Annotated in this window: 26 protein-coding genes; 9 read left to right on the top strand and 17 right to left on the bottom strand. The window is 68.9% G+C overall.

Translation table 11 applies throughout. From position 1 onward, the window contains the following. Positions 1–285: 285 nt before the first annotated feature. On the top strand, positions 286–1,326 hold the full coding sequence (locus VHA82_RS20830; protein ID WP_325547080.1) for an NADP-dependent oxidoreductase: 1,041 nt from the start codon (positions 286–288) through the stop codon (positions 1,324–1,326). Between the two features lie 43 nt (positions 1,327–1,369). On the opposite strand, the gene VHA82_RS20825 is transcribed toward VHA82_RS20830, so the two are convergent. From VHA82_RS20825 to VHA82_RS20805, 5 genes are all read right to left on the bottom strand, one after another. Further along, positions 1,370–1,807, bottom strand: coding sequence for a hypothetical protein (locus tag VHA82_RS20825; RefSeq protein WP_325547079.1), 438 nt, complete (start codon positions 1,805–1,807; stop codon positions 1,370–1,372). Between the two features lie 111 nt (positions 1,808–1,918). Next, on the bottom strand, positions 1,919–2,365 hold the full coding sequence (locus VHA82_RS20820) for a response regulator (RefSeq protein ID WP_325547078.1): 447 nt from the start codon (positions 2,363–2,365) through the stop codon (positions 1,919–1,921). Positions 2,366–2,398: 33 nt separating this feature from the next. Next, positions 2,399–2,866, bottom strand: coding sequence for a cupin domain-containing protein (locus VHA82_RS20815; RefSeq protein ID WP_325547181.1), 468 nt, complete (start codon positions 2,864–2,866; stop codon positions 2,399–2,401). 122 nt (positions 2,867–2,988) lie between these two features. After that, positions 2,989–4,008: a methionine synthase gene (locus VHA82_RS20810; RefSeq protein ID WP_325547180.1), complete on the bottom strand. Its 1,020-nt coding sequence runs from the start codon at positions 4,006–4,008 to the stop codon at positions 2,989–2,991. A gap of 67 nt (positions 4,009–4,075) precedes the next feature. Further along, positions 4,076–4,753: a TetR/AcrR family transcriptional regulator gene (locus tag VHA82_RS20805; RefSeq protein WP_325547077.1), complete on the bottom strand. Its 678-nt coding sequence runs from the start codon at positions 4,751–4,753 to the stop codon at positions 4,076–4,078. A 106-nt stretch (positions 4,754–4,859) separates the two neighbouring features. Between VHA82_RS20805 and VHA82_RS20800 the strand changes: the two genes are divergently transcribed. After that, a complete protein-coding gene (locus tag VHA82_RS20800; RefSeq protein WP_325547076.1) occupies positions 4,860–5,741 on the top strand; it encodes a GNAT family N-acetyltransferase in 882 nt (293 codons plus the stop codon). Here the strand turns inward: VHA82_RS20800 and VHA82_RS20795 are convergent. Next, the gene (locus tag VHA82_RS20795) at positions 5,702–6,688 is read right to left on the bottom strand and encodes an LLM class flavin-dependent oxidoreductase (RefSeq protein WP_325547179.1); all 987 of its coding nucleotides are present in this window, start codon (positions 6,686–6,688) and stop codon (positions 5,702–5,704) included. The two genes, VHA82_RS20800 and VHA82_RS20795, sit on opposite strands and share 40 nt — an antisense overlap. A 35-nt stretch (positions 6,689–6,723) precedes the next feature. Between VHA82_RS20795 and VHA82_RS20790 the strand changes: the two genes are divergently transcribed. After that, positions 6,724–7,308: an FAD-dependent oxidoreductase gene (locus VHA82_RS20790; RefSeq protein WP_325547075.1), complete on the top strand. Its 585-nt coding sequence runs from the start codon at positions 6,724–6,726 to the stop codon at positions 7,306–7,308. Positions 7,309–7,320: 12 nt separating this feature from the next. Here the strand turns inward: VHA82_RS20790 and VHA82_RS20785 are convergent, their stop codons facing one another. Further along, a complete protein-coding gene (locus VHA82_RS20785) occupies positions 7,321–7,875 on the bottom strand; it encodes a GNAT family N-acetyltransferase (RefSeq protein ID WP_325547074.1) in 555 nt (184 codons plus the stop codon). A 111-nt stretch (positions 7,876–7,986) separates the two neighbouring features. Here VHA82_RS20785 and VHA82_RS20780 point away from each other — a divergent pair, with 111 nt between their 5' ends. Beyond that, positions 7,987–8,373, top strand: coding sequence for a DUF488 domain-containing protein (locus VHA82_RS20780; RefSeq protein ID WP_325547073.1), 387 nt, complete (start codon positions 7,987–7,989; stop codon positions 8,371–8,373). A gap of 31 nt (positions 8,374–8,404) precedes the next feature. Here VHA82_RS20780 and VHA82_RS20775 read toward each other — a convergent pair whose 3' ends face one another. Further along, positions 8,405–9,298: a LysR family transcriptional regulator gene (locus tag VHA82_RS20775; RefSeq protein ID WP_325547072.1), complete on the bottom strand. Its 894-nt coding sequence runs from the start codon at positions 9,296–9,298 to the stop codon at positions 8,405–8,407. 178 nt (positions 9,299–9,476) lie between these two features. Here VHA82_RS20775 and VHA82_RS20770 point away from each other — a divergent pair, with 178 nt between their 5' ends. Next, entirely contained in the window at positions 9,477–10,343 is an 867-nt protein-coding gene (locus VHA82_RS20770) for an NAD(P)-dependent oxidoreductase (RefSeq protein WP_325547071.1), read from the top strand. Positions 10,344–10,385: 42 nt separating this feature from the next. Here VHA82_RS20770 and VHA82_RS20765 read toward each other — a convergent pair whose 3' ends face one another. From VHA82_RS20765 to VHA82_RS20730, 8 genes are all read right to left on the bottom strand, one after another. Beyond that, positions 10,386–11,282: an NAD(P)/FAD-dependent oxidoreductase gene (locus VHA82_RS20765; RefSeq protein WP_325547070.1), complete on the bottom strand. Its 897-nt coding sequence runs from the start codon at positions 11,280–11,282 to the stop codon at positions 10,386–10,388. Between the two features lie 8 nt (positions 11,283–11,290). Then, positions 11,291–12,985, bottom strand: coding sequence for a response regulator (locus VHA82_RS20760; RefSeq protein WP_325547069.1), 1,695 nt, complete (start codon positions 12,983–12,985; stop codon positions 11,291–11,293). Positions 12,986–12,987: 2 nt separating this feature from the next. Continuing rightward, positions 12,988–14,505, bottom strand: coding sequence for an ATPase domain-containing protein (locus VHA82_RS20755; RefSeq protein ID WP_325547068.1), 1,518 nt, complete (start codon positions 14,503–14,505; stop codon positions 12,988–12,990). A gap of 161 nt (positions 14,506–14,666) precedes the next feature. Next, positions 14,667–15,662, bottom strand: a complete 996-nt coding sequence (locus tag VHA82_RS20750; protein WP_325547067.1) for a catalase — start codon at positions 15,660–15,662, stop codon at positions 14,667–14,669. Between the two features lie 49 nt (positions 15,663–15,711). Next, positions 15,712–16,197 (bottom strand): cupin domain-containing protein, encoded by a 486-nt coding sequence (locus VHA82_RS20745; RefSeq protein WP_325547066.1) that lies wholly within the window; start codon positions 16,195–16,197, stop codon positions 15,712–15,714. A 4-nt stretch (positions 16,198–16,201) separates the two neighbouring features. Beyond that, positions 16,202–16,618 carry a DUF1801 domain-containing protein gene (locus tag VHA82_RS20740; protein ID WP_325547065.1) on the bottom strand — a complete coding sequence of 139 codons (417 nt, stop codon included), beginning with the start codon at positions 16,616–16,618 and terminating at the stop codon, positions 16,202–16,204. Positions 16,619–16,668: 50 nt separating this feature from the next. Beyond that, positions 16,669–16,938 carry a ribosomal protein L7/L12 gene (locus VHA82_RS20735; protein ID WP_325547064.1) on the bottom strand — a complete coding sequence of 90 codons (270 nt, stop codon included), beginning with the start codon at positions 16,936–16,938 and terminating at the stop codon, positions 16,669–16,671. Positions 16,939–16,970: 32 nt separating this feature from the next. Beyond that, positions 16,971–18,671: a long-chain fatty acid--CoA ligase gene (locus VHA82_RS20730; protein WP_325547063.1), complete on the bottom strand. Its 1,701-nt coding sequence runs from the start codon at positions 18,669–18,671 to the stop codon at positions 16,971–16,973. A 192-nt stretch (positions 18,672–18,863) separates the two neighbouring features. On the opposite strand from VHA82_RS20730, the gene VHA82_RS20725 reads away from it, so the two are divergent. After that, positions 18,864–20,555, top strand: coding sequence for a hypothetical protein (locus VHA82_RS20725; protein ID WP_325547062.1), 1,692 nt, complete (start codon positions 18,864–18,866; stop codon positions 20,553–20,555). A 112-nt stretch (positions 20,556–20,667) separates the two neighbouring features. Further along, a complete protein-coding gene (locus VHA82_RS20720; RefSeq protein ID WP_325547061.1) occupies positions 20,668–21,417 on the top strand; it encodes a 2-keto-4-pentenoate hydratase in 750 nt (249 codons plus the stop codon). Between the two features lie 35 nt (positions 21,418–21,452). On the opposite strand, the gene VHA82_RS20715 is transcribed toward VHA82_RS20720, so the two are convergent. After that, complete coding sequence (locus VHA82_RS20715; RefSeq protein WP_325547060.1) at positions 21,453–21,800, bottom strand: DOPA 4,5-dioxygenase family protein; 348 nt, start codon at positions 21,798–21,800, stop codon at positions 21,453–21,455. 63 nt (positions 21,801–21,863) lie between these two features. Between VHA82_RS20715 and VHA82_RS20710 the strand changes: the two genes are divergently transcribed. Beyond that, complete coding sequence (locus VHA82_RS20710; protein WP_325547059.1) at positions 21,864–22,571, top strand: DUF1028 domain-containing protein; 708 nt, start codon at positions 21,864–21,866, stop codon at positions 22,569–22,571. A 34-nt stretch (positions 22,572–22,605) separates the two neighbouring features. Further along, positions 22,606–24,150 (top strand): ABC transporter substrate-binding protein, encoded by a 1,545-nt coding sequence (locus VHA82_RS20705; protein ID WP_325547058.1) that lies wholly within the window; start codon positions 22,606–22,608, stop codon positions 24,148–24,150. Positions 24,151–24,153: the final 3 nt, after the last annotated feature.

Raw genomic sequence — 24,153 nt, 5'->3', positions numbered from 1 at the left:
CGCGCCGTGGCGGGCGATGGAATCGTTGACATCCAGCCTCCTTGTGAATCGGCGCGCCTCTTCTGTGCCGCGCGGCCGTTGGACATCCGTCGTCGTCCCCTGCGGATTCATTACAGCACACGTTCACGTGCCCGCGCGTGACGGCTGCGTACCAACAGGCTGCCCTGCTGACAGGAACCGGCGCCGGGACATCCGCCGCGGCATCGTGCTGTCGCGTTGGCAACCGGCAGTGTGCATGGGGCGGGGCTAACATGCCACACCCCGACGTATCCCACACCCCAGCCCATGAGCTCTCTCGCCTCCCTCGCCAACCATCAGGTCCGCCTTGCCCGCCGGCCGGCGGGCCTGCCCACCCGCGACGACTGGTCGTTCACCACGCAAGACGTGGCCGAGCCGGCCGAAGGCGCCGTCGTCGTGCGCACGCTCGCGCTCTCGCTCGATCCGGCCATGCGCGGCTGGATGAACGAGGGCAGGAGCTACATCCCACCGGTCGGGCTGGGCGAGGTGATGCGCGCGGGCGGCATCGGCCGGGTCGTCGCTTCGCGCAACGCGCGATACGCGCCCGGCGACCTCGTCTCGGCCGCGATCGGCGTGCAGGAATACGCGACCATCGGCGAAGCGGATGCGTCGCGCGTCGCGCTCGCGAAGATCGATCCGCGCATCGCGAGCGTGCCGCAGTGGCTCAACGTGCTCGGACTGCCGGGCATGACGGCGTACTTCGGTCTGCTGGAGGTGGGTCAGCCGAAGGCGGGCGACACCGTCGTGGTGTCCGGCGCCGCGGGCGCGGTGGGCCAGACGGTGGGACAGCTCGCGAGGATCAAGGGTTGCCGGGCCGTGGGCATCGCGGGCGGCAGCGCGAAATGCGAGTTCGTCGTGAAGGAGCTCGGCTTCGACGCGTGCATCGACTACAAGGCGCTCGACGTGAAGGCCGCGCTGAAGACGCATTGCCCGCAGGGCATCGACGTCTATTTCGACAACGTGGGCGGCGACATCCTCGATGCGGCGCTCGCCCGGCTCGCGCGCGGGGCGCGAGTCGTGATCTGCGGCGCGATCAGTCAATACAACAACATGGGGGACGTGAAGGGACCGAAAAACTACATGTCGCTGCTGGTGAACCGAGCGCGCATGGAAGGCATGGTGGTGTTCGACTACGCGTCCCGGTATCCGCAGGCCATCGCCGAGCTGGCGGGCTATCTGCAATCGGGCCGGCTGAAGAGCCGGGAAGACGTCGTCGCGGGCGGCGTCGCGGCCTTCCCGGAAGCTCTGCTGAAACTCTTCAAAGGAGAGAATTTCGGCAAGCTCGTGTTGCAGGTGGCCGAGGACTGACGACCGCGCTACCTCCGCGCTATCCCCAACGCTATCTCCGCGCTCAGCCCTGCGCCTGCTGCCCCTGCGCGGCCAGCGGCCGCGCGACGCCGCCTCGCACGACCACGCGCGAGCCGGCCAGCACGGGAACGGCCTGCTGCAGCGTGCGGGTGCTGCCGTCATCCATCCGGATGCGCACCTCGAACCGCGTGTGGCGCTCCTGCACGGCCACCGCCTCGACCAGGCCGCAGTCGCGGCAGGCGGGCGGGCCGCCCGAGGCCGACGTGTCCGATGGCGACGCATCGATCGGTGGAGCCCGCACGACCGGAAGGTCGAGCGGGCGGTCGGGTCGTCCCGCGTGCTCCTGCACCTGCAGCTGCAGCGGCCGCACGGTCACCCACGCGGCGGCCAATGCGACCGTCGCCACCGCGGCCACGGCGGCCGCGGAAATCCAGCGGCCGCGCGCCGGCCCCGCGTGGTGTCGTGCAGTGGTGCGGCTCATGACCGCCGTTGTAGCGGGACCCACCGCTGAGTCGTGTAGGCACGCGCGCGGCGGCCGCGCAGGACGGCGCCGTCATCGGCATCGCCGCATTCAGCGGGCCGGGGCGCGCGGCTACACCCGCGAGTGCCGGTTCGCCTCGTTCACGGTGAGCCAGAAGTCGTACACCCGGGCCATCTTGGTGCGCAGCTCGTCGAAGTCGAGGCTCTTGCGCACGACGCTGTTGGCGCCGGCCGCATAGCAGCTGTCGAGTTCCTGCTTGTCGGAGCTGCCGGAGAGCATCACGACCGGCACCGACGAGGTGTTCGAGTCGGCACGCATCGCCTTGAGCGTCTGCAGGCCATCCATGGGCGCCATCTTCAGGTCCATGATGACGAGACGGGGCTGCTTGCGCACATCCCGCTCGGCGTGGGGCCCGCGGGCGAGCAGGAAATCGAGCGCCTGCGCTCCGTCAACGGCGGTGGCGATGCGCGTTCGGTCGATCTTCTCGGCGAGCGCGGAGACGATGAGCTCGAGATGGTCGGAATTGTCCTCGACAACGAGAATGGCGATGTCGTTCATGGAAGCGTGATTGTAGGCAGCTCATCGATACGGCTAGACCCCGCCGTGCGGATGCGTGGGATCCACCCACAGCACCTGCTCGGGTCTTTCCACGGGCTCGATGTCCAGATTGACCGCCACCGCCTCGCCGTCGCTGCGGCACAGGACGCATTCGAGAACCTCCGTGGGACTCGCGTTGATCTCCTGGTGCGGCACGTAGGGCGGCACGTAGATGAAATCGCCCGGGCCCGCTTCGGCCAGGAATTCCAGGTGCTCGCCCCAGCGCATGCGTGCGCGGCCGCGCACCACGTAGATCACGCTTTCGAGGTGGCCGTGATGGTGCGCGCCGGTCTTCGCGTTCGGATGGATGCTCACCGTGCCTGCCCACAGCTTCTGCGCGCCCACGCGGGCGAAGTTGATCGCGGCCTGACGGTCCATGCCGGGCGTCTGCGCGGTGTTCGCGTCGAGCCGGTCGCCCGGAATCACGCGAACGCCGTCGTGCTTCCAGCGTGGCGCGCCCATCGCGTGCTCGTGCGGCCCGGTATCCGGGTGTTCATGCCAGGGGGTGGGGTGGTCTGGGTTCATGGCCCATGCAGACTACACGCGAGGAAATCCGCTTGCAACCGCCCCGCCTGCGGCGGCGTTCAAGCGTACCGCTGCCGCGCGAGCGCCGCGCCCTTGCCGAGCGCCTGCAGCTTCTTCAGCGCGACATCGCGGTCCATCGGTGCGAGGCCGCAGTTCGTGCAGGGCATGAGATGCTCCTTCGCCACGAACTGCAATGCGCGCCCGATCGTATCGGCCACCTGCTCGGGCGTCTCGATCTCCTCGCTCGCGACGTCGATCACGCCCACCATCACGTCCTTGCCCTTCAGAAGCGCCATCAAGTCCGGCGGCACGTGCGAGTGATAGCACTCCAGGCTCACCTGGCCGATCGAAGACGCGGCAAGTGCCGGAAACACGAGCTCGTACTGGCGCCATTCTTCGCCGAGCGTCTTCTTCCAGTCGACGTTCGCCTGGATGCCGTAGCCGTAGCAGATGTGGACCGCCGTCTTGCAGGCGAGGCCCTGCGCCGCGCGTTCGAGTGCCTTCACGCCCCATTCGGCCGCGTCCTTCATGTACACGTTGAACGCGGGCTCGTCGAACTGGATGATGTCCACGCCGTCGGCTTCGAGCGCGAGCGCCTCCTGGTTCAGCAGTTGCGCGAACGCGAAGGCGAGCTTCACGCGGTCGCCGTAGAACCTGTCGGCCACCGTATCGACGATGGTCATCGGCCCGGGCAGCGTGAACTTGAGCTTCTTCTTCGTGTGTGCGCGCGCGAGCCGCGCTTCGGCGGCATGCACGCGGCCCATGAGGCCGAGCGGGCCGACCACCTGCGGCACCATCGCCTTGTAGCGGTCGGCGCGGATGCCCATCTCCACCTTGTGCTCGAAATCGATGCCGCCGACTTTCTCGAGGAAGCCGTGCACGAAATGCTGGCGGGACTGTTCGCCGTCGGTCACGACGTCGAGGCCCGCGTCTTCCTGCGCCTTGATCCACAGAAGGGTCGCGTCGGCCTGGGCTTGCGCGAGCGCCTTGCCCTCGGCGCGCCACTTCGGCCAGAGCTTGCGGGTTTCGGCAAGCCAGCCCGGCTTCGGAAGGCTTCCGGCGATCGTGGTTTCGAACAGCATGGGGCGTGCCTCTCGACGGCGGAGTGCCACCTTCGGGCCACCCCGCTCCTGCATGGATGCGCCATCATGCCGCATCGGGGAGGATCGCGTCCATCAACGCCCGCAGGCCCGCCTTGTACGTCGCATCCAGCCCCTTGGGCCCGAGCCACGGCGCCGCCGACGCGATCGCGGGGTATTGCGGTCCCGCGCGGTCCACGATCGCGCGCGGCGGCGGGTCGTCCCCGATCGCGAGCACCGCCACCTCCGCCAGACCCATGCCGTTCAGGAAGTAGCCGATCATGCGAAAGCCGCGCGCGGCAAGGCGCGGTGTGAGCCCCGCGTCGGTGAAGACGCCCAGCACGTGATCGAGCACCGCCAGCGCCGCGGGGCTGTTGAAGCGCCGGCCGGCGAGCAGCACGAATGCGCGCGGATGCCTGCGCGCGAGGTCGCGGTAGCTGTCGCACAGCCGCGCGAGCAGCGCGCGCGGCGAGCCCGAACCGCGCGCGGGGAGCTCCCATTCGGCCAGCAGCACATCCATCACGGCATCGTGCAGGTCGCCCTTGTGACGCACGTGGTGGTAGAGCGACATCGCCTCGCAGCCGAGCCGCGCGGCCAGGCTGCGCAGCGTGAGCGCTTCCAGGCCCTCCTCGTCGATCAGCGCCAGCGCCGCCGAAGCGATGCGTTCGCGCGAGAGGTTGCCGCGCGCGGGTGGAACCGGGGCGCGCCGTGAAGTCCTTCGGGTCGCGGCGGCGGTCGACGGCATGGGCAGGTTCGTGAGGGGTTCGTGAGGGGTTCGTGGGCAGCTTGACTTCCTTACATTGTAAGTCTAATCTTCCTTACACTGTAAGTCCAGCGATGGAGAAAGACCGATGATGCGGACCGATGTCGCGCCGAGCCGCCCCCACGACCTTCACGATGCCGGCATGTCCGACGAGGAAGGGCTCGCCGGCGCGCTCGAGAGCGAACTGGCGGCCTGGGTCGACATGGCCGAAGTCGTTGCGCCAGCTTGGGCCGGCGCGCACGGGTTTGCATACGCGCGGCGCGGGCGTGCGCTCGCCTTGTCGCTGCGCGACTTGCCGGTGGGCATGTTCAACCGCGCCTTCGGCCTGGGCGACGATGCGCCCGTGACCCGTGAGGACATCGATTGGGCCGTGCATGCGGTGCCGCATCCCCCGGTCTGGCTGCAGCCCACGCCGGGCCCGCACGAAGCCGCCAGCCTCCAAGTGCTGCGCGGCCTCGGCTTCGAGCTCCTGCCGATGCGCTGGGCCAAGCTCGCGAAGCCGCTGGGTCCCGCAGCGGTCGAAGTCCCCGCCAACGACAGGCTGCGCGTCCGCGAACTGAACGCCGGAGAAGGCGTCCTGTTCGCAACGACGCTGCAAGCCGCGATGGGCCTGCCGCCCTGGATGGCCGAGTGGTCGGCGCGGCTCGCCGGCCGCGAGGGCTGGCACCTCTACGTCGCGGAAGACCCGCAAGACCGGGCGATCGCCTGCGCCGCCCTCTTCATGAACGGCGCGCGCGCATGGCTCGGCATGGCCGCCACGCATGCCCACGCGCGCAACCGGGGCGCCCAACGCGCGCTGATGTGGCGCCGCCTCGCGGACGCGCAGCGCCGGGGCGCGCGCGTCGCGTCCACCGAAACCGGCGAGCCGATGCCCGGCCAGCCGAGCCCCTCGTTTAACAACATGCTGGGCTGCGGCTTTCGCGTGTGCGGCTACCGCACCAACTGGAAGGCCCCGGCGAGCAACTCGTAGGAGCGGCGCTGCGCCGCCGGGTCCCACGTCCAGGTGATGACCGCGATCTCGTCGAGCTCGAGCTCGTCGGCGAGAGCCTGCAGCCGCTGCGCCACCTGCCTCGCATCGCCCACCATCGCCTTTCGCCGCAGTTCGCGGCGCGGGAACTGTTCGGCCTCGGTGTATTCGCGCTCGGCTTCGCCCGGCGGCAGGAGCGGCCCGAACCGCCCCTGGTTGCGATCCATGCGCGCGCGTTCGCGGCTCGCGAACAACGCCCAGGCCTCTTCTTCCGTGTCCGCCGCGAGCGCCCAGACACAGATCGCCGCGTGGGGTCGGTCGATGACCCCCGGCTTGAAGTGCGTGCGATAGACGTCGAGCGAGTGCTGCGCGCCTTCGCCGTCGGTGATGAAATGCGCGAAGGCATACGGCAGGCCCAGATGCGCGGCGAGCTGCGCGCCGTAGGTGGAGCTGCCGAGCATCCAGACGTCCGGCCGCGTGGCCGATGTGGGCAATGCGCGGATGCCATGCCCCGCGGCGTCTTCGCCGCGCAGCCAAGCCAGCAGTTCCATCACCTGCCGCGGAAAATTCTCCGCGGCGCGCGGATCGGGGTTGAGCAGCAGCGACGTGCGCTGGTCGCTCCCGGGCGCGCGGCCGACGCCGAGATCGATGCGCCCCGGCGCGAGCGCATCGAGCACGCGGAACTGCTCGGCCACCTTGAAGGACGAGTAATGCGGCAGCATCACGCCCGCGCTGCCGATGCGGATGCGCCGCGTGCGCGCCGCGATCGCGGCCAGCAGCACCTCGGGCGCCGTGCCCACGATCGTGGGCAGGCTGTGGTGTTCGCTCAGCCAGAAGCGCTCGTAGCCGAGCGCTTCGCAATGCTCGGCAAGCGCGACGGTGTCGCGGATGGACTGGTCCTCCGGCACGCCGGCGCGCGCCACCGACTGATCGAGCACCGACAACTTCAGCGAAGGCATGCGCCGAAGCTTCGCATAATCCCGCGATGCAAGGCGCTCGCAACGGCAAGAAACCCCACGTCGTGATCGTCGGCTTCGGCTTCGGCGGGCTCGAAGCGGCACGAGCGCTGCGCGGCGCGCCGGTGGAGATCACGCTCGTCGACCGGACGAACCACCACCTGTTCCAGCCGCTGCTCTACCAGGTGGCGACGGCGGGCCTTTCCGTGCCCGCGATCGCCGCGCCGATACGCTTTCTCTTTCGCCGCCAGCCGAACGTGACCACGCTGCCCGGCGTGTCGCCCGCGGCGAAGCAGATGGGGCGCCACGCCGCGCGCATGATCCTGCGCAGGCTGCGCGGCGAGCCGACGCAGCCGTTTCGCTGTCGCGACTACGGCAACCTCGCGACGATCGGCCGCAATTCGGCGCTCGTCGATCTCGCCACGCCCGTCGGGCCGCTGCGCTTCAGCGGCCTGCCCGCATGGCTTTTCTGGCTCTTCGCGCACATCTACTCCCTGATCGGCTTTCGCAACCGCATCGTCGTGCTGATCGACTGGGCATCGGCCTACTGGAGTTCGCAGCGCTACGCACGCGTGGTCAGCGGCATCGAGCCGAAGAATGGCGCGCCGCGATGAATTCGCGCAACGCTACAGCAGGATGCGAAAGCGCAGGCTCGGCGTGCCGCCGAACTCGGGCGGCTTCACGAAAGCCTCGTGCAGGACGCCGCCCGCGGCCTCGATCACCCGCCGCGACGCGACATTCGATTCGTCGGTCGTGACTTCGACATAGGGCAGCCCCACGTCGCGTGCCTGCGCCAGCATCGCGCGCAACGCCGCCGTCGCGTAGCCGCGCCGCTGTTTCCACGGCACGACCGTGTAGCCGACATGTCCGAGCGCATGCGGCGGCAAGAGCGGCGTGCCGCGCTGCCAGCGCAGGCCGATCGTGCCCGCGAATTCGCCGTCCCACATCCAGCGCCGAAAGCCCGGCAGGCGCGCAACGACGCTGCCGTCGGGCAACGTGACGGGCGGGCCTTTCGCTTCGCGGTCTTCGAGCGAATCGAGAAAGCCTCGCGGGTCGGCGCGAACGAAGTCGAGCACTTCGCGCGCGGCCGCCACACCGCGCGATGGGTCCGGCGACCAGTCGCGCTCCAGTGCAGCGACGAAGCTCGCGAGATGTTCGGCGGCAGGGCGAACGAGGCGCATCGCCGGGGGCTCGGCACCGCGAAATCGGTTGTGCATGACGCAGTCTACCGGCAGCCTGCGCCCACACTCACCCGTGGGCGACAAGGGCCGAAAGCGCGCAGAATGAGTCCCATGGCCATCCACATCGTGCGGCTCGGCACGCCTCGCGGCCAGGGCGAGGGCCCGCGCCTGGGCACCGTTCGCAGGCCGCCTCGCGGCGTGCCGAAAAGCGAGTTCGCGAGGCGCGACTTCTACGACGTCTGGCTGCCCGCTCTCTCGCCGAGCGCGGAGCTGGTCGCGCAGGCGCTGGCCGCCGAGGACGAGCGGCAGTGGAAGCAGTTTCGCCGCAAGTTCGAGGCGCAGATGAAGGCGCCCGATGCGAGCCATCTGCTCGATGCGCTGGCCGCGCTCTCGCACCATGCCTCGTTCGCGATCGGGTGCTACTGCGAGGACGAGACGCGCTGCCACCGGTCCATTCTGCGGGAGCTGCTTTCGCGGCGCGGCGCGCAGATCGCGTGAGCGCCATCGCTGTCGAAAGCCGCCGCGGGCCTCAGCCGCGACGCGCGCCGACGAGATGATCCACGAGCCTCGCCACCGACACGTTGCCCGCGCGCTCCTTTTTCACGCACACGAGCATGCTGCGCACGGCCCACGGCTCGACGAGCGGCCGCACCGCGAGTCCGAGCGCCTCGGCCATCATGCTCGCGCCCTCGAAGGGCAGCACGCCGATGCCGAGCCCGGCCTGCACCATCCGGCACACGGCTTCGAAGCTGCGGACCTGCACGCGCAGCTGCAGCGTGCGCTCCTCGATCACCGCCTGCTGCGTGAGAAGCCGCATCATCGACGCATCCGACTCCAGCGCGATCAGGTCGTCGTCGAGCACGTCGGTGAACCGCATTTCCGGCGCGCTCGCGAGCGGATGGGTGGAGTGCATCACCACCGCGATGCGGTCGGTGCGGTAGCCGCGCGTCTCGAGGCCCTCGGTGTCGACGCCCTCGACGACGATGCCGACGTCGGCCTCGCCCGCCTGCAGCGAACGCACGATCTCCCCGCTCCAGCGTTCCTGCACCGCAAGGCGCACGTCCGGATTCATGCGCGAGAACGCGGCCAGGTCCGCCGGCAGCGATTCGGTCATCGCCGAGGTATTGGCGAGCACGCGCAGGGCACCCTTGCGGCCGCCGGCGTGGTCGCGCATCTCGGCCTGCATGTCGTTGACCTCGTGCAGGAGCGCCTTCGCATGCGGCAGGAGCGCCGCGCCCGCGGCGGTGAGCTCCACGCCGCGCGGCGAGCGCTCGAAGAGCGTCGTCTTGAAGCGGTGCTCCAAAAGCTGCATGCGGCGGCTCGCGGCGGCCAGGCCGATATGCGACGCCTCCGCGGCCTTGGTGAGGCTGCGCAGCTCGGCCGCGCGCACGAAAAGCGCAAGAGAATCGATGTCGGGCAGCAAGAGTGAAGGCCCCGCTTCGTTGGCCGCCCATTATGTCCAGCCGCACCGGCAGCGCGCCGGCATGGGTCAAAATCGAGGCGGCGCGGCGAAGTCCGCCGCACCGGCAACGGGCCGCGGCCCCGAGAAGGAGAAACGTTTGCCCGATCGAACAACGCCTGGCACGAGCCGCCCTCCGGACATGAAACGCATCGGCATGGTGGGCCTTGGCATGATGGGCCACGGCATCGCGAGCAACGTCTTGAAGCGCGGGTACACGCTCGGCGTGTTCGAACACCCGGGCAATCAGCCGCTGGACGACCTGAAGGCGGCAGGCGCGACGGGGTTCGACAGCCTGCCGCAGCTCGGCGCCTGGGCCGACGTCCTGATCCTTGTCCTCACCGGCTCGCCGCAGGTCGAGGCGGTGCTCGCCGGGCCCGGCGGCATCCTGGAGGGCCTGCGGCCCGGCTCGGTGGTGATCGACTGCTCCACCGCGATTCCATCGTCGAGCGTGCGCATGGCGCAAGCCGTGTCGGATGCCGGTGGCCGCTTCCTCGACAGTCCCATGACGCGCACGCCGAAGGAAGCCGCCGAAGGCCGCCTGAACCTGCTCGTGGGCGGCGATGCGGCGCTCGTCGAAGCATGCCGGCCGCTCTTGCAATCCTTTGCCGAAAACATCGCGCACGTGGGCCCGGTGGGCTCGGGGCACAGCATGAAGCTGCTGCACAACTACGTATCGCTCGGCATGGTGACGCTGCTTGCGGAAGCCGCCGCCTGCGCGCGGCGCAGCGGCGTCGCGAACGAGGCGTTCGTCGAAGTGCTCGCCAAGGGCGGCGGCGGCGGCATCGCGCTGGAACGCCTGAAGCCGTTCTTGCTCACGGGCGATCCTTCGGGGCTTCGGTTCAGCCTTGCGAACGCACGCAAGGACCTCGACTACTACAACGCCATGGCGAGGGACGCGGGCGTGTCGAAGCAGGTGGCCGCGGCGGTGCTCGCGACACTGGAGGACGCGCTCGCGCGCTCGCCCGACGCGCTCGTGTCGCAGCTGCCCGCGATTCTCGCCCCGTGACCGGCGGGAGTCCTCGCTCCGGGGCTTCCGGCGCTTCCGGCGCTATAGGCGGTTGTGAATTGCCGTCGCGGCAATCGCCGCATGTCCGAACGCGACGCTGATCTGGTTCAGATCGACCGCGACGTCGCCGGCCGCATACAGGCCCGGCACCGTCGTCTGCATGTGGTCGTCGACCACGAGCTGCCCGTCCGCCCGTGCCGCCGCGCCCAGCCGCGTCGCGAGTTCGCAGGCATGCACCAACCCGAGCGCGGGATAGATCACATCGAATGCGAGGACCTCGCCGCCTTCCATTTCCACTTCGATGAACGTTCCATCGCGGCAGCGCACCTGCCGCGGCACACGGTCGGCGATGCGCACCCCACGCTCGCGCAGCCGCGCGAGCGCTTCCGGCGGCGCTGCCTGCTGCGACTGCAGCGACAGCCACGTCACCTGGTTGCCGAAGTGCGCGACGAAAAGCGCCTCGGCAAGGCCGTGCTCGCCCCGGCCGAGCACCGCCACGCGCTGGCCGGCCGTTTCGTACGCGTCGCAGATCGGACAGCAGCGAACGTGGCCGCGTTCGAGCCCCGCCTCCAGGCCCGCGAGCTCGGGCAGCACGTCACTCGCACCCGTGGCGAGGATCACGAAGCGCGCGCGCCACGCACGATCGCCGGCCCGCGCCTCGAAGCCGCCCTCGAGCGGCGCCAGCGAGTCGACGCAGCCTTCTTCGATCCGCGCGCCGAACGCCAGCGCCTGTTCGCGCAGGCGCTGCCACAATTCGCCGCCGGCGATTCCTTGCGGAAAACCGGGCACGTTGCGCGAGCGCGGAATGCGCTGGAGCCGGCTCGCGCCCGCATCGACCACGATCGCGCGGCGGCGGTAGCGCCCGAGGTAGGTGGCCGCGACCAGCCCCGCCGCGCCGCCGCCGATCACGAGGCAATCGATCTCCGGCGAAGGGGACATGCCCCGCATCAAGCCGCGCCGGCCTTTTCGCGCGCGCCTTCCAGCGCTTCGCTCACCGCATCGCCCAGCGCCGCGATATCGAACGGCTTGCGCAGGATGCTCGGCTTGCCCGCGAGGCGCTCCACCGCGGCCATGTCCGCATAGCCGGTCGCGAGGATGACGGGCAGGTCGCCCACCAGCTCGCGCGCGCGCGCAATCACCTCGGCGCCCGTCATGTCCGGCATCGCGTAGTCCACCACCAGCAAGTCCGGCTTGCGGCTCGCGATCATCTCCAGGCCTTCGCCGCCGTTGGCGGCTTCGGTCACCTGGTAGCCGATGAGGCTCAGGCACTCCACGATCACGCGCCGCACGTCCGCATCGTCTTCCACCACCAGGATGTGAAAGCCCTTCGACACTTTCGGCATCGCGCTTGCCGCGGGAACGACGGGCAGTTCGGCCGCATCGGCAGCCGCGGCGGGAAAGAGCATCTCCACCGTCGTGCCTTCGCCCATGCGGCTGCGAATGTGCGCGACACCGCCGGATTGCCGCGTGAAGCCGTACACCTGGCTCAGGCCGAGGCCGGTGCCCTGGCCCACCGGCTTGGTCGTGAAGAACGGATCGAACACCTTCGGCAGCACCTGCGGCGCGATGCCGCCGCCCGTGTCGCTCACCGTGATCACGACGTAGTCGCCCGCGCGCAATTCCCCCTCGGAGGACTGCCGCATCGTGCGCGTGCAGATCCTGAGCTTGCCGCCCTCGGGCATCGCATCGCGCGAATTCACGGCGAGATTCAGGACCGCCATCTCGAGCTGGCTCGGGTCGAGCACCACCGCCGCGGGACTCTCGCAGAGGTCGTATTCCACCTCGACGGAGGAGCCCACCGATATCTCCAGCAGATCCTTCATGCCCAGCAGCAGCGCGTTCACGTGCGTGAGCTTGGGCAGCAGCGACTGGCTGCGCGCGAACGACAGCAGCTGCCCCGTGAGCCGCGAGCCCCGGCGCGCGGCGCTCTTCGCGCGCTCCACCACCGGCCTCACCTTCTCGTCCTTCGCGTAGAGCGTGACGAGTTCCAGGTTCATGTTGATCACGTGCAGGAGGTTGTTGAAGTCGTGCGCGATGCCGCCCGTGAGCCGCCCGATCGCCTCCATCTTCTGTACCTGCGTGAGCGCGGCCTGCGCGCGTTCGCGCTCCGCGATCTCCTTCATGAGCCGGTCGTTGGCGCTCGCCAGTTCCTTCGTGCGCGTGGTGATGCGCACCTCGAGCTCGGCATTGAGCAGTTCCAGCTCGCCGCGCGTGCGCCCGAGCTCCTCCAGGTGCTGGCGCGCCGCGTACTGGCGCTTGCGCGCGCGCAGCGCCGATTCGGCGGCGCTCGCGAGCGTTTCCGCGTTGAGGGGCCGCTCGAGCAGGATCAGGTTGCCCAGGCTGTGCAGCGATTCGAAATCCTTCGTCGCGCGCCGACCCTCGCGGCGGGTGGCCAGCACCACGAACGGAAAATCCGACCAGGGCGGCTGCAGCCGCAGCCAGCTCACGAGCCGGTCGCCGGCAAGCAGTTCGGGCAGCGCCTCCTCGGTGACGATGGCGCCTCCCGCGCCCTCTTCCATCCGGGTGACGAGCGCCTCGGGCGTTTCGCACGCGAGGCTCTTCAGGCCCTGGCCATCGAGGACCGTCTGCACGACGGCCGCGTCGCGGCCGCGGGGAGCGTGGACGAGCAGTCGCAGTTCCACCCTCAACCTGCGCTTTCCGCGGCGTCGTCGGCAAGCAGCGGGAGCTTGCCGCGATAAGCCGCGATGCCGGCCAGCACGCCCTCGAAGTCCTTCAGCGCCTCGCCGATCGCGAGCCCGGACGAGCCGAGGCGGAATTCGCGGATGGTGTCCTCGTGATGGTTCGTTCGGCTCTTCACCATGGAAACTGCTTTCAGCAGACTGCCGTGCGCCTCGAAATAGCGAAACAGCAGGATCGCGTCGGAGAGATAGCTCATGTCGACCTCGGCGCGCATGTCGCCGAGCAACCCGTGCTGCCCGAGGATGAGGATCGTCACCACGTTCCTGTGGTTCAGGTAGGTGAGCAGCTCGTGCATCTGCAAGATGAGGTGCTTGCTCCCGGGCATCGCCTGCAGGTAGGCGTTCAGGCTGTCGATCACCACCATCTGCGCGCCGTCGTCTTCCACGGCGCGGCGCACGCTGTGGGCGAACTCGCCGGGCGAGACTTCCGCCGGGTCGAGCGGGACGACGCGCATCTGGCCGTCGCGGATGAACGGCTCGACGTCCATGCCGAGCGCGCGAGAGCGCGGCAGCAGCGTGCCGAGCCCTTCGTCGAAGAGGTAGTAGGCCGCCTTCTCGCCGCGCAGCATCGCCGCGCGCGCGCAAGTGATCGCCGTCGTCGTCTTCCCCGCCCCCGAGGGGCCCACGAAGAGCGTGTTGCTGCCGCGAACGAGCCCGCCGCCCATCACCTTGTCGAGCATCGCCACGCCGGTGCTCACGATCGCGGCCTCCGACTTCATGCGGTGTTCGGCCGCCACCAGGCGCGGGTAGACGTGGATGCCGCCGGTCTCGAGCGAGAAGTCGTGATCGCCGCCCCGGAACTTGATGCCGCGCATCTTGAGCACGCGCACGCGGCGGCGCTCGGGCCCGTACTGGTCCACCGACTGCTCGAGGTTCACCACGCCGTGCGCGATCGAATGCAGCTGCAAGTCGGAGTCGCGTGCGGTGCGGTCGTCCAGCAGCAGCACGGTGCAACGGCGCTCGGCGAAGAATTTCTTGAGCGCGAGCACCTGCCGCCGGTAGCGCAGCGGGTTCTGCGCGAGCAGGCGCATCTCCGAGAGGCTGTCGAACACCACGCGCGCGGGCTTCAGGGTATCGACGGCCGCCATGACGCCGCGCACCGTCTCGCCCAGCTCGATTTCCGAGGGATGCAGGATCGACTGCTCGGCATCCGGGCCGAGCCCGTCGCTGCTCAGAAGCTCGAAGATTTCGATGCCTTCGAGCGACCAGCCATGCGAAGCCGCGACCGTGCGCAGTTCGGTCGCCGTTTCCGACAGGGTGACGTAAAGCCCCCTCTCGTCCTGGTCGGCGCCGCGCCTGAGGAACTGCAGGCCGAGCGTCGTCTTGCCCGCGCCGGGATTGCCTTCGATGAGGTACAGGTGTTGGGCGGGCAGGCCGCCGCCCAGCACGTCGTCCAGGCCGGCGATGCCGGTCGATGCGCGCACTTCGCTGCGAACGATCTGCGTAGGGGACTGAGTTGTCATTGCATTCGCATGGCGCCCGCGAAGCCTTGCGCGCACCCAGCGCGTGCATCCTAGCCCGGGGTCCGCGCGCCGGGTGTAGGCCGAAGCCGACACAACCGTTCGGACGCGAGCGCACAGGGGGGACGCGAGCGCACAGGGGGACGATCGCACAGGGGCTGTGGCTACACCGCGCCGCGTCCTTGCTGGCTCGCGAAGTACACCACCTTGCGCGCGCGCTGCACGTCGCCGAGCGGCCGATGCTGCGCGAGCGCCTGCCACGGATCGAAGACGCCCGCTTCGACCCGCTGCGCGAGCCGCACGGCTTCATCGGACGCGAGGTCCTGCGGGGGAAGCATGAGACGCGCCACGGTGGCGTAGGGAGTCGGCCAGTTCACCGAGGCATCCTCGATCGGGGTGAGACGCTCGTCGACGAAGTACTGCAGCTGCATGTCCCAGTGCAGTGGCGCGCGCCGCAGACGCGCGGTGAAGTCCGCGGCCCAGTCGTCGCGCGCCTTCGGATCGGGCTTGCCGTTGGACATGCCGGGGACGAGCCGGACGCGCACCGCGTACGGCCCGCAGGCGATCGGCACCGCGCTGAACAGCGCTTCGGTGGCGAAGCCGCTGAAGGGCCTGGCCATCGTGCGCAGCAGCTTGCCGAGGACTTTGGCGCCTCCGAGCGCGCCGTAGCGGCGAAAGACGTGCTTCACCATCTCGCCGCGGCCGCGCGAGCCGGCGACGGCGAAGTCGACGAACTCCGCGCTCGTGGGAAACGAGAAGGTTTCGAGGTTGATGAAGGTGAAATCCTGCGACGTCGCGGGGCCGGCTCCCAGGGCCGACGGACCGCGCACGCCGAAGACGCGCATCGAGAAGCCCCGCACGTCGGGCACCTTGTCCGGCGCGCGGTCGAGCCCGCCGTTGGAAAGGCGCACCCACACTTCATAGTCGCGCGCCTGCTCGAACAGGCCGTGGCGCGCGAAGCCGGGGAGGCTGTCGAGGACTTCGAGCGTGCCGTGCGCGGCGGCGAGCTGCTTGCGGTGCAGCGCGCGGCCGGTGCCGTGCCGCTCGGAGCGGCGCCGCTGGATCTCCGCGAACGTGCGCGCATACCGGGCGAACCGTTCCTCCTCGTCGGGGCGGACGTGTTCCTTCCATTCCGTGCTGGGTGGCGGATGCGTGGGCATCGGCTCTTCCTTTGTTATTTTTCGAAAGCCAGTCTCATGCCGCGCCGCTCTATTCGATCGGCCCGAACGGCTCGCCGCCGGAGAGCCGGTAGATGGTCACCTTGCCCTCGAGCTTCACCATGCGGCGGTCGAGCGCCGGAAAATCCGCGACCTCGTTCGCGTGGCTTTCACCGCCCATCAGGTACACGAGCTCACGCTGCGACCGGTTGGCGAGGTTGTGAGCGACCGAGGGCGCCGGAAAGGCGACGAAGTCGCCCGCCTGCAAGTCGTAGTCGTCGCCGTCGATCGTGGCGACGGCCGTGCCCGAGAGGATGTAGATCCACTCCTCCTCGGTGTGATGCAGGTGATACGCGAACGACTCCTTGCCGGGCGCGAGCCGCGCGAGGCTCACGCCCGTGCGCTTCAGCCCGCCCAGCTGGCTCATGCGCGTTCCGGTGATCTCCGAAGCCGGGTTCCAGGGGTGGGAAAAGGTGGCCTGCGCCTGCTGCACATCGGCCTTGCGGACGATGTGCGGATAGGGCTTGCGCGGCTCCATGCCGCTAGCTCCTGCGCCGCCTGGGCGTGTTGTCGCGATTGAACGCGACGGCCTCGCGGATCAACCTGCGAAAGGCTGCCGCGTCCAGCTTGTCACCGGCGCGGATGTCGATGGCGCGGCGGACGTTGCCCGTGAGGCTGGCATTGAACAGGTGGTCCGGGTCGGAGAGCAACGCTCCTTTGGCGAACGTGAGCTTCACGACCTCGCGGTAGGTCTCCCCGGTGCAGACGATCCCGTCGTGCGACCACACGGGGATTTGCCACTTCCATTCCTCGACGATGCCGGGGTCGGCTTCGTGAACGAGCTTGCGCGCGAGCGCGAGCGTTTCGCCGCGCCAGTCGGCGAGTTCGCGGATGCGCGCGTCGATCAGCGCCGAAGCGTTCGCGGCGTCTCCCGCGGGATCGCGAGCCTTGGGGGTCATCGGGACTCCTTCCGGTTGAGTCGGCATCGCAGCCCGATCGTACGCCGGCGTCATCCCTTGAAGAAGAACCGCCAGGCGAGCGCCGCGAGCGCCGCGACCACGACGATCCAGAACACCGAGGGCAGGCCCGGGCGCGCTTCGGCCATCGCGGCTTGCAGCGCCGGCTGGCTGCGGACGTAGTCGTCCACGGCGTCCTTGGCTTCCTTCAGCCCGATGTTGCGCTCCTCGCGCAGAATCTTGATCGCCTCGATCTTGTTGCCCTGCTGGAGAGCCGCGACGGCCGCGGGGGACAGCGTCGGTTTAACAGTGCTGTCGCTCATGGCCACCATGATACCGACCCCTTTCGCGAACGCTATCTTTTTTCAGCTTCCTGCAGCGCCCGCCACATCACCTTGCCGCTGCCGCTCTTCGGAAGCGCATCGACGAACTGCACGATCCTGGGTGCCTTGTAGACGGCCATGTGCTCGCGGCACCAGTCGAGGATGTGCTGCTCGCTCACCTGCCCCTTGTGCGAAGGACGCAGCACCACCACGGCCTTCACCGTCTCGCCGCGGTAGGCGTCTTTCGCGCCGATCACGCAGGCCTCCTGGATCGCGGGGTGGCGGAACATGAGCGCCTCCACCTCGGCCGGCCACACCTTGAAGCCCGAGGCGTTGATCATGCGCTTCAGGCGGTCAGTGAGGAAGAAGTAGCCGTCCTCGTCGACGTGGCCGAGGTCGCCCGAGCGGAAGAAGCGCTTGCCCTCGATCTCGATGAACGCCGCCGCGGTGGCCTCGGGCCGCTTCCAGTAGCCGTCGAAAATCATCGGGCCGTTCATCACGATCTCGCCTTGCTCGCCCGGCGGCAGCTCCCGCAAGGTGTCGGGATCGATCACCCGCGAGTCGCAGCTCATGAAGGGGATGCCCAGGCACTGCTGCTTGGGCGCATCGGGCGGGTTGCTGTGCGAGGGCGCGGCCGTCTCGGTGAGGCCGTAGCCCTCCACGTAGCGCAGGCCGAACTGCTCGAGCAGGCGCTGCGCCACCGCCTGCGGCATCGCCGCGCCGCCGCCGCCGATGTGGACGAGACTCGTGAGGTCGTAGCGATCGAAATTCGGGCTCGCGAGCAGGTCGATCACCATCGTGGGGATGTTGGTCCACGTCGTCACCTGCCAGCGCGAGATGAGCCAGCCGGCCATCTCGCGATCCCAGCGCGGCATGAGCACCATCGTCGCACCCGCGTACACGGCCGCATGCATCACGCTCACCATGCCCGTGATGTGGAACATCGGCACGGCCAGCAGCGACACGACCTCGCACGTCACGTTGCCCCACGCGACACTGGCGGCCGCGTTGTGCAGGAGGCTCCTGTGCGGATGCATGCAACCCTTCGGGGTGCCGGTGGTGCCGCTCGTGTACGGCAGCACCGCGAGGTCCGCCGGACCCGCGACGAGCTCGGGCAGCGGCAGGCCGTCGTCCGGCGCGGCGCTCCATGCGAGGACGCTGCCGCCTTCGAGCACGGGAGGCTCGTGGCGCGCGAGCAGCCAGTCGCGCCATGAGGCGGGCAGCGGCCCGGCATCCGGCGAATCGGGATCGAACGCGTCGGTGAACTGCGCGACGATGAGCTGCTTCAGCCGCGACTCCGGTGCGAGTTCGTTGCTGGCCTTCGCGATTTCCGGCGCCAGATCGGCCGTCGTGAGCGCGACCTTCGCATCGGGATCGACGATGTAGTGCTTGAGCTCCTCGGCCCGGTTCATCGGGTTCACGGGCACGACCACCGCATTGGCCCGCAGGATCGCGAAATGCGCGATCACGAGCTGCGGGCAGTTCTGCATGCAAAGCATCACGCGGTCGCCGCGGGCCACGCCCAGCGCGGCCAGGCGCGCCGCGAGCCGCTCGGCGAGGCGCTGCACTTCGCGGTAGGAGAACACGCGTCCGAGAAAGACGAGCGCGGCCTTGTCCGGGTAGCGGCGGGCGCTGATGGCGAGGTTGTCCCAGAGCGACGTGGCAGGCACGGTGAGCGAATGCGGCAGGCGTGCGGGCCAGAAGCGATGGTGCGCTCGGGTGAGTGAGGTCATGGCACGCCAGCGTAGTGAAGCGGGTGGCCCTGCCGCATAGTGAAAGCCCCCAGCATGCGTCGCGAAGGTGACGCCCCACCGAACCCGGGCGCTCGGAGAAGGGCTCCGGAAAGCATCGACACATCCGTATAGTTCAAGCGGGTCGAGCTCGCGTCCACACTCTCTTTCCGAGAACACACCCTCGGAGTTGCCATGATCCCGGACGCCGCATCGTCTCGCGACACGCCATCCTTCGCGCCGCCGGCCAGCGCTCCGCCCGCCGCGCGACCTCGCTCCGCATCGAGCGCGGCTTCGGGCGCCGCCGCCGCCGACACTGTCGACCTCGACATTCGCGGGTCGGCCGGCCGGCCGCCCGTGCCGCGCGTCAACACGCAGCGCGACCCGCAAGAAGCGCTGGCGATGTCGGAAGACGCGTTTGCCTCGGCCTATCGGGACGTGCTCACGGCGCGTTCCGACGAACATTGCACGGGCGAGGTCTTCGTGAAGGCGATCGAAGCCGCGCAGCAGACCTACCGTGCGTTCGCCGTGCGATGCGGCCAGGCGGGCGAAAACGGCCGGGTCGCGCTTCGCGCGCGAGAGCTCGATTGCAAGGCGCTTCACACGGCGACCCAGATGAAACTGGACGCGGGCGGCCCCATGGCGCTGTCCTCGCTTTCCGCGCCGCAGCTTCAGCGCCTGCTTCACTCGCTCTCGCTCCTGGGCGAGAAGACCGACATCGACGCGACGATCTGCCTCGAACGGCTCGCGGGCGAACTGGCTCGTCGCGGGATCGAACGACTTCCCCCGCCTGTGGCGCGCATCGTCTTCGACTATCTCGGCCCAAGAGATCTCCTGGAGATCGCCAAGCTCCCGGAGCCTCATCGCACGGCGGCGATGAACGCGCTGGGGGTGAGCGTCCGCGACCGGGACGCTCTGACGCGAATTTGTTCACAGCGCTACGGCTCGAACTCCCCACCCGCAATGATGTGCTCGAACTACAAGTGGGGGGTTCCCGATCCGGAACTCCTCGGCCGGGTCGTAGCCGAAGCCATGGCATCCGGACGGGAACTGGTTTGTCCCCCGCATGGACTGGCCGACGAGCTGGGTGAGCTCGGCGCAAGATTGCGCGAGTCGTATCGAGTCCTTGGCGATCATGCTGTGGCCCACTCCATCTGGCTGTCCACGATCGAGGAATGCAGAAGCCGGGTTTCCGGCTCCGAGGTGCAACGGAGCGGATCCTTCATGTGGACGGTCGCCCTGAGAGAAGAGATGCGGAGGCTCTTCGGCGTAGTCATCCACGACGATGGCAGCATGCATGTGGAGGCGGGCCACGCACCCGATGGGCTGCAGGACGAATTGAGGAATCGGCTCGCCGAATTCAACGAGACCGAACGCGCGAAGCAGGAGCCGGCGGCCGATCTTGCCGCGTCGCTGGCGCGCCTTTCGCGGATCGTCGGATACGAAGCCGAAGACTTCTTGGATTGGCCGCCGGGCGAGCTTGCCACCTCCGCGTGCCAGTGGCTGAACACCCGGCATGCGCAATCGGCGCAAGCGCTGGCCGCCGCGTTGCCGCGCTGCCTGGATATCCTTCTCGACGCACTGACGAATTCACCTCACATGCGAGTCTGCACTCGAGAAGGTGTGAGCGGCGTTCTCACGGGCGGAACCATTGTCTCCGAGCTGTGGCTGACCGGCACGAGCAGCGGCGTGCTTGCAGACGTCATGATCAGGATCGCGAATCCGACCGGGCTTCGCCTCAAGGGGTGCGCCGATCCGATATTGCTCTCGGCTTCGACGTCATTCGTCTCGCTGATCTGGCCACTGAGAGTGCCGCAGAATGGGGCGGTCGAGGGATACTCGCCACCCCGTCTGGCCTACAAGGTGGAATTCGCCGCCTCCGTTTGAGGAACCCTTGCGGCGGCAGAAGGTCCTGCCGGCGCCAGCGGAAGAATCCGCATGCCCGGTCACGCGGCATTGCCTCCGGCGCGCACTCGGACGCACGCATATCATCCACGGCATGCAGTCCAACGATTTCGACGCCCGGCGCGTGGCACGGCGCCTGTTCGAGGCGCGCAACGGCGCGCCGATCGTGCACGGGTTCGACATCGCGCCCCCCGACCCTGCAGGCGCCTACGCGGTGCAGGACGAAACGCTCGCGCTCGCGGGCCCGGCCGGCGGATGGAAAGTCGGCGCGAAAACGCCGCAAGCCGAACCCTCTTGCGCGCCCCTGCCTCGCGCGGGTCTGCTCGAATCGGACTGCACGCTCGCCGGGCCCACCTGGAAGATGCGCGGCATCGAAGTGGAGGTGGCGCTCCGCCTTGCCCGCGACATCCGCGCGGACGAATCGCGCGAGGACATCCTGGGCGCCATCGACGCCGTTCTACCCGCGGTCGAAGTGGTCGAAAGCCGCCTGGCCGACTGGCGCGAGAGCGATCCCCTCGCCCAGCTCGCAGACCTCGGCCTGCACGGCGCACTGGTGCTCGGCGAGCCTCTCGGCATGGACCCGCGCGCCGTCGACCTGCGCCAGGTCGAAGCCTATCTCGCCTTCGACGGCCAGCCCGTGGCGAGCTGCTGCGGCGCGAATCCGGCGGCCGACCTGTGGCGGCTCATCGCCTGGCTCGCGCGGCATGCCGCCGAACGCGGCCGGCCACTGCGCGCCGGCGACGTGATCACGACCGGGTCATGCACCGGCCTGCTCTTCGCGCACGAAGGAGCACACGTGCAGGCGCAGCTGAAGGGCATCGGCGAAGTCGAGCTGCGCTTCTGATCGCGAGGCGCTCCACACCCACCGCGCGTCGCGCGTCACCCCTTCAACGCCGACAGGTCGAGCGGGTACTCGTTGCCGAGCCAGTACGCGAATTCGGTGTGATCCTCGATCTCGTCGCCCGAGAGAGCATGCACGAGGATGTCGAGGCCGTTGCGATGCTCGTCGAGCCAGGGCACGAGCTTGTCGAACACCTCCGAGCTGAACGCGATCTGTCGGCTCCAGCACGGATGCGGCCCGACGTTGGCTTCGTGCAGCCGCCCCACGGCGATCGCGAAGAGGCGCCCCGCCTCGTCGGTCAAGGCGCGCGCCTGCCCGACCGTCTGCGGACCGAAGTACACATGCGCGTGATAGGCGCGGTGCGAGTTGACGGGGCGCTTGGGCATCAGGCGGATTGTGCACCGGACTTCCCCGATGCGCATGGCCCGGGAATTGCGTTATGAAGCGTCATGACCTGGTCCATCCTCGCGCGCGACGCGCAGGGCCGCTTCGGTGTCGCGATCGCCAGCCGCTTCTTCGCCGTCGGCGCGCTCACGGTGCACACGAAGCGCGCGACGGCCGCGCTTTCGACGCAGGCGCTGATGAATCCGCTGTACGGTCCGCAGGGCATCGCGCTGCTCGCGCAAGGCCGAACCGCCTCGCAAGCGCTCGATGCGCTCGTGTCCGCCGATGCGGGGCGCGAGTCGCGGCAACTGCACATCCTCCCCGCGGCCGGCCCGGCCGCCGCCTGGACGGGCGCGCAGTGCGTCGACTGGTGCGGCCACCGCATCGAAGAGGACTTCAGCGTGGCGGGCAACATGCTCGCGGGGCCGCAGGTGATCGAGGCCACGGCCGATGCATTCGTACGAACGAATGGCGGGCTCGCCGAACGCCTGCTCGCGGCGATGGCTGCCGGAGAAGCCGCCGGCGGCGACAAGCGCGGCAAGCAGGCGGCGGCACTACGCATCCAGGGCGACGAGGACTACCCGCAGCTCGACATCCGCGTGGATGACCACGAAGAGCCGATCCGGGAGTTGCATCGCCTCTACGAGAAAAGCCTCGAACGCTTCCAGCCCTTCCTCGCCTGCCTCGCGGGGCGCAGCGATCCGGTGGGCCTCACCGACCGCGCGGCAATCGAGGCGCGCATCGAAAGCTTCCAACGCCAACGCGCCTCCTGATTCCATGAGCATGCCAACAACGAGGAGTCCTGCCATGCCTTCCCTCTTCCGACGCCTGCTGCGAAACCTGCTGCGCAGCCTGTTGCCTGGTGTCCTGCTCTGCGCCGCGGCTTTCGCCGCGAACGCGCAAGTCACGCTGCGCGTGGGCCTCGCCGAGGACCCCGACGCGCTCGACCCGTCGCTCGCGCGCACCTTCGTGGGCCGCATCGTGTTCTCGGCGCTGTGCGACAAGCTTTTCGACATCGACGAGAAGCTCAACATCGTCCCGCAGCTCGCCACCGGCTACGAATGGTCGGCCGACGGCAAGGCGCTCACGCTGAAGCTGAGGCCCGGTGTCACCTTCCATGACGGCGAGAAGTTCGACGCCGCGGCCGTGAAGTACAACATCGAGCGTCACAAGACGATGCCCGGCTCCAACCGCCGCGGCGAGCTGGCCCCCGTGCAGACCGTCGAAGTGGTCGATCCGATGACGGTGCGGCTTCACCTCTCGGCGCCGTTCGCGCCGCTTGTCGCGCAGCTCACCGACCGCGCCGGGATGATGGTCTCGCCGAAGGCGGCGCAGGCCGCGGGCGACAAGTTCTCGCTGCATCCGGTGTGCTCCGGCCCCTTCAGGTTCGTGGAGCGCGTGCCGCAGGACCGCATGGTGTTCGAGAAATATCCGAACTACTGGAACAAGGACGCCATCCATTTCGACCGCATCGTGTACACGCCGGTGGTCGATGCGACGGTGCGCCTCGCGAACCTGCGTTCGGGCCAGTTCGACGTCATCGAGCGCGCCGCGCCGAGCGACATCGAGAAGATCGTCGCGGAGAAGAAGTTCAAGGTGGAGCGCATCACCGAGATCGGCTATCAGGGCATCACGATCAACGTCGGCAAGAGCGAAAAGGCAAAGCAGAACCCGCTCGGCCGCGATCCGCGCGTGCGCGAGGCCTTCGAGCTCGCGCTCGACCGCCAGGGACTCGCGCAGGTGGTGATGGACAACGAAGCCACCGTGGGCAACCAGTGGGTCGCGCCGAACAATTCGTGGTACGTGAAGAGCATTCCGGTGCCCAGGCGCAATCTCGAACGTGCAAAGCAGCTCCTGAAGGAAGCGGGCGTGCCCAATCCGAGCTTCACACTCCTCACGCCCACGACGTCGGATGCGCAGCGGCTCGGGCTCGTGGTGCAGGCGATGGCGAAGGAAGCGGGCTTCGACGTGAAGATTCAGGCCACCGAATTCGCGACCTCGCTCAACATGGCCGACAAGGGCGACTTCGAAGCGTACGTGCTCGCGTGGAGCGGGCGCCCCGACCCGGACGGTAACCTCTTCAGCTTCGATGCGTGCAAGCAGCCGCTCAACTACGCCGGCTATTGCGACGCGGAGACCGACAGGCTGATCAAGGAGTCGCGCGAAGTGCGCGACCCGGCGCAGCGCAAGAAGGTCTTCGAGCAGGTCGCGCAGCGCGTGCTGAAGGAGCGTCCGATCGTGTATCTCTACCACCGCAACTGGCTGTGGGTGCATTCGCCGAAGTTGACGGGCATGCGCAGCGTGCCGGACGGGCTGCTGCGCGTGCAGGGGCTGAAGATGGCCGCTCCCTGATCC

This window comes from Ramlibacter sp. (genome assembly GCF_035548915.1).
GTDB lineage: Bacteria > Pseudomonadota > Gammaproteobacteria > Burkholderiales > Burkholderiaceae_C > Ramlibacter.
The sequence above is the reverse complement of the archived record's forward strand: the minus strand, read 5'-3'. Positions and strand labels throughout refer to the sequence as shown.

What these genes read in the sequence shown, in the direction of transcription:
- VHA82_RS20830 (WP_325547080.1), top strand. Translation starts at nt 286, where the DNA reads ATGAGCTCTCTCGCCTCCCTCGCCAACCATCAGGTCCGCCTTGCCCGC.
- VHA82_RS20825 (WP_325547079.1), bottom strand. Translation starts at nt 1,807, where the DNA reads ATGAGCCGCACCACTGCACGACACCACGCGGGGCCGGCGCGCGGCCGC.
- VHA82_RS20820 (WP_325547078.1), bottom strand. Translation starts at nt 2,365, where the DNA reads ATGAACGACATCGCCATTCTCGTTGTCGAGGACAATTCCGACCATCTC.
- VHA82_RS20815 (WP_325547181.1), bottom strand. Translation starts at nt 2,866, where the DNA reads ATGGGCGCGCCACGCTGGAAGCACGACGGCGTTCGCGTGATTCCGGGC.
- VHA82_RS20805 (WP_325547077.1), bottom strand. Translation starts at nt 4,753, where the DNA reads ATGCCGTCGACCGCCGCCGCGACCCGAAGGACTTCACGGCGCGCCCCG.
- VHA82_RS20800 (WP_325547076.1), top strand. Translation starts at nt 4,860, where the DNA reads ATGATGCGGACCGATGTCGCGCCGAGCCGCCCCCACGACCTTCACGAT.
- VHA82_RS20790 (WP_325547075.1), top strand. Translation starts at nt 6,724, where the DNA reads ATGCAAGGCGCTCGCAACGGCAAGAAACCCCACGTCGTGATCGTCGGC.
- VHA82_RS20785 (WP_325547074.1), bottom strand. Translation starts at nt 7,875, where the DNA reads ATGCGCCTCGTTCGCCCTGCCGCCGAACATCTCGCGAGCTTCGTCGCT.
- VHA82_RS20780 (WP_325547073.1), top strand. Translation starts at nt 7,987, where the DNA reads ATGGCCATCCACATCGTGCGGCTCGGCACGCCTCGCGGCCAGGGCGAG.
- VHA82_RS20770 (WP_325547071.1), top strand. Translation starts at nt 9,477, where the DNA reads ATGAAACGCATCGGCATGGTGGGCCTTGGCATGATGGGCCACGGCATC.
- VHA82_RS20765 (WP_325547070.1), bottom strand. Translation starts at nt 11,282, where the DNA reads ATGTCCCCTTCGCCGGAGATCGATTGCCTCGTGATCGGCGGCGGCGCG.
- VHA82_RS20755 (WP_325547068.1), bottom strand. Translation starts at nt 14,505, where the DNA reads ATGACAACTCAGTCCCCTACGCAGATCGTTCGCAGCGAAGTGCGCGCA.
- VHA82_RS20750 (WP_325547067.1), bottom strand. Translation starts at nt 15,662, where the DNA reads ATGCCCACGCATCCGCCACCCAGCACGGAATGGAAGGAACACGTCCGC.
- VHA82_RS20745 (WP_325547066.1), bottom strand. Translation starts at nt 16,197, where the DNA reads ATGGAGCCGCGCAAGCCCTATCCGCACATCGTCCGCAAGGCCGATGTG.
- VHA82_RS20740 (WP_325547065.1), bottom strand. Translation starts at nt 16,618, where the DNA reads ATGACCCCCAAGGCTCGCGATCCCGCGGGAGACGCCGCGAACGCTTCG.
- VHA82_RS20735 (WP_325547064.1), bottom strand. Translation starts at nt 16,938, where the DNA reads ATGAGCGACAGCACTGTTAAACCGACGCTGTCCCCCGCGGCCGTCGCG.
- VHA82_RS20730 (WP_325547063.1), bottom strand. Translation starts at nt 18,671, where the DNA reads ATGACCTCACTCACCCGAGCGCACCATCGCTTCTGGCCCGCACGCCTG.
- VHA82_RS20725 (WP_325547062.1), top strand. Translation starts at nt 18,864, where the DNA reads ATGATCCCGGACGCCGCATCGTCTCGCGACACGCCATCCTTCGCGCCG.
- VHA82_RS20720 (WP_325547061.1), top strand. Translation starts at nt 20,668, where the DNA reads ATGCAGTCCAACGATTTCGACGCCCGGCGCGTGGCACGGCGCCTGTTC.
- VHA82_RS20715 (WP_325547060.1), bottom strand. Translation starts at nt 21,800, where the DNA reads ATGCCCAAGCGCCCCGTCAACTCGCACCGCGCCTATCACGCGCATGTG.
- VHA82_RS20710 (WP_325547059.1), top strand. Translation starts at nt 21,864, where the DNA reads ATGACCTGGTCCATCCTCGCGCGCGACGCGCAGGGCCGCTTCGGTGTC.
- VHA82_RS20705 (WP_325547058.1), top strand. Translation starts at nt 22,606, where the DNA reads ATGCCTTCCCTCTTCCGACGCCTGCTGCGAAACCTGCTGCGCAGCCTG.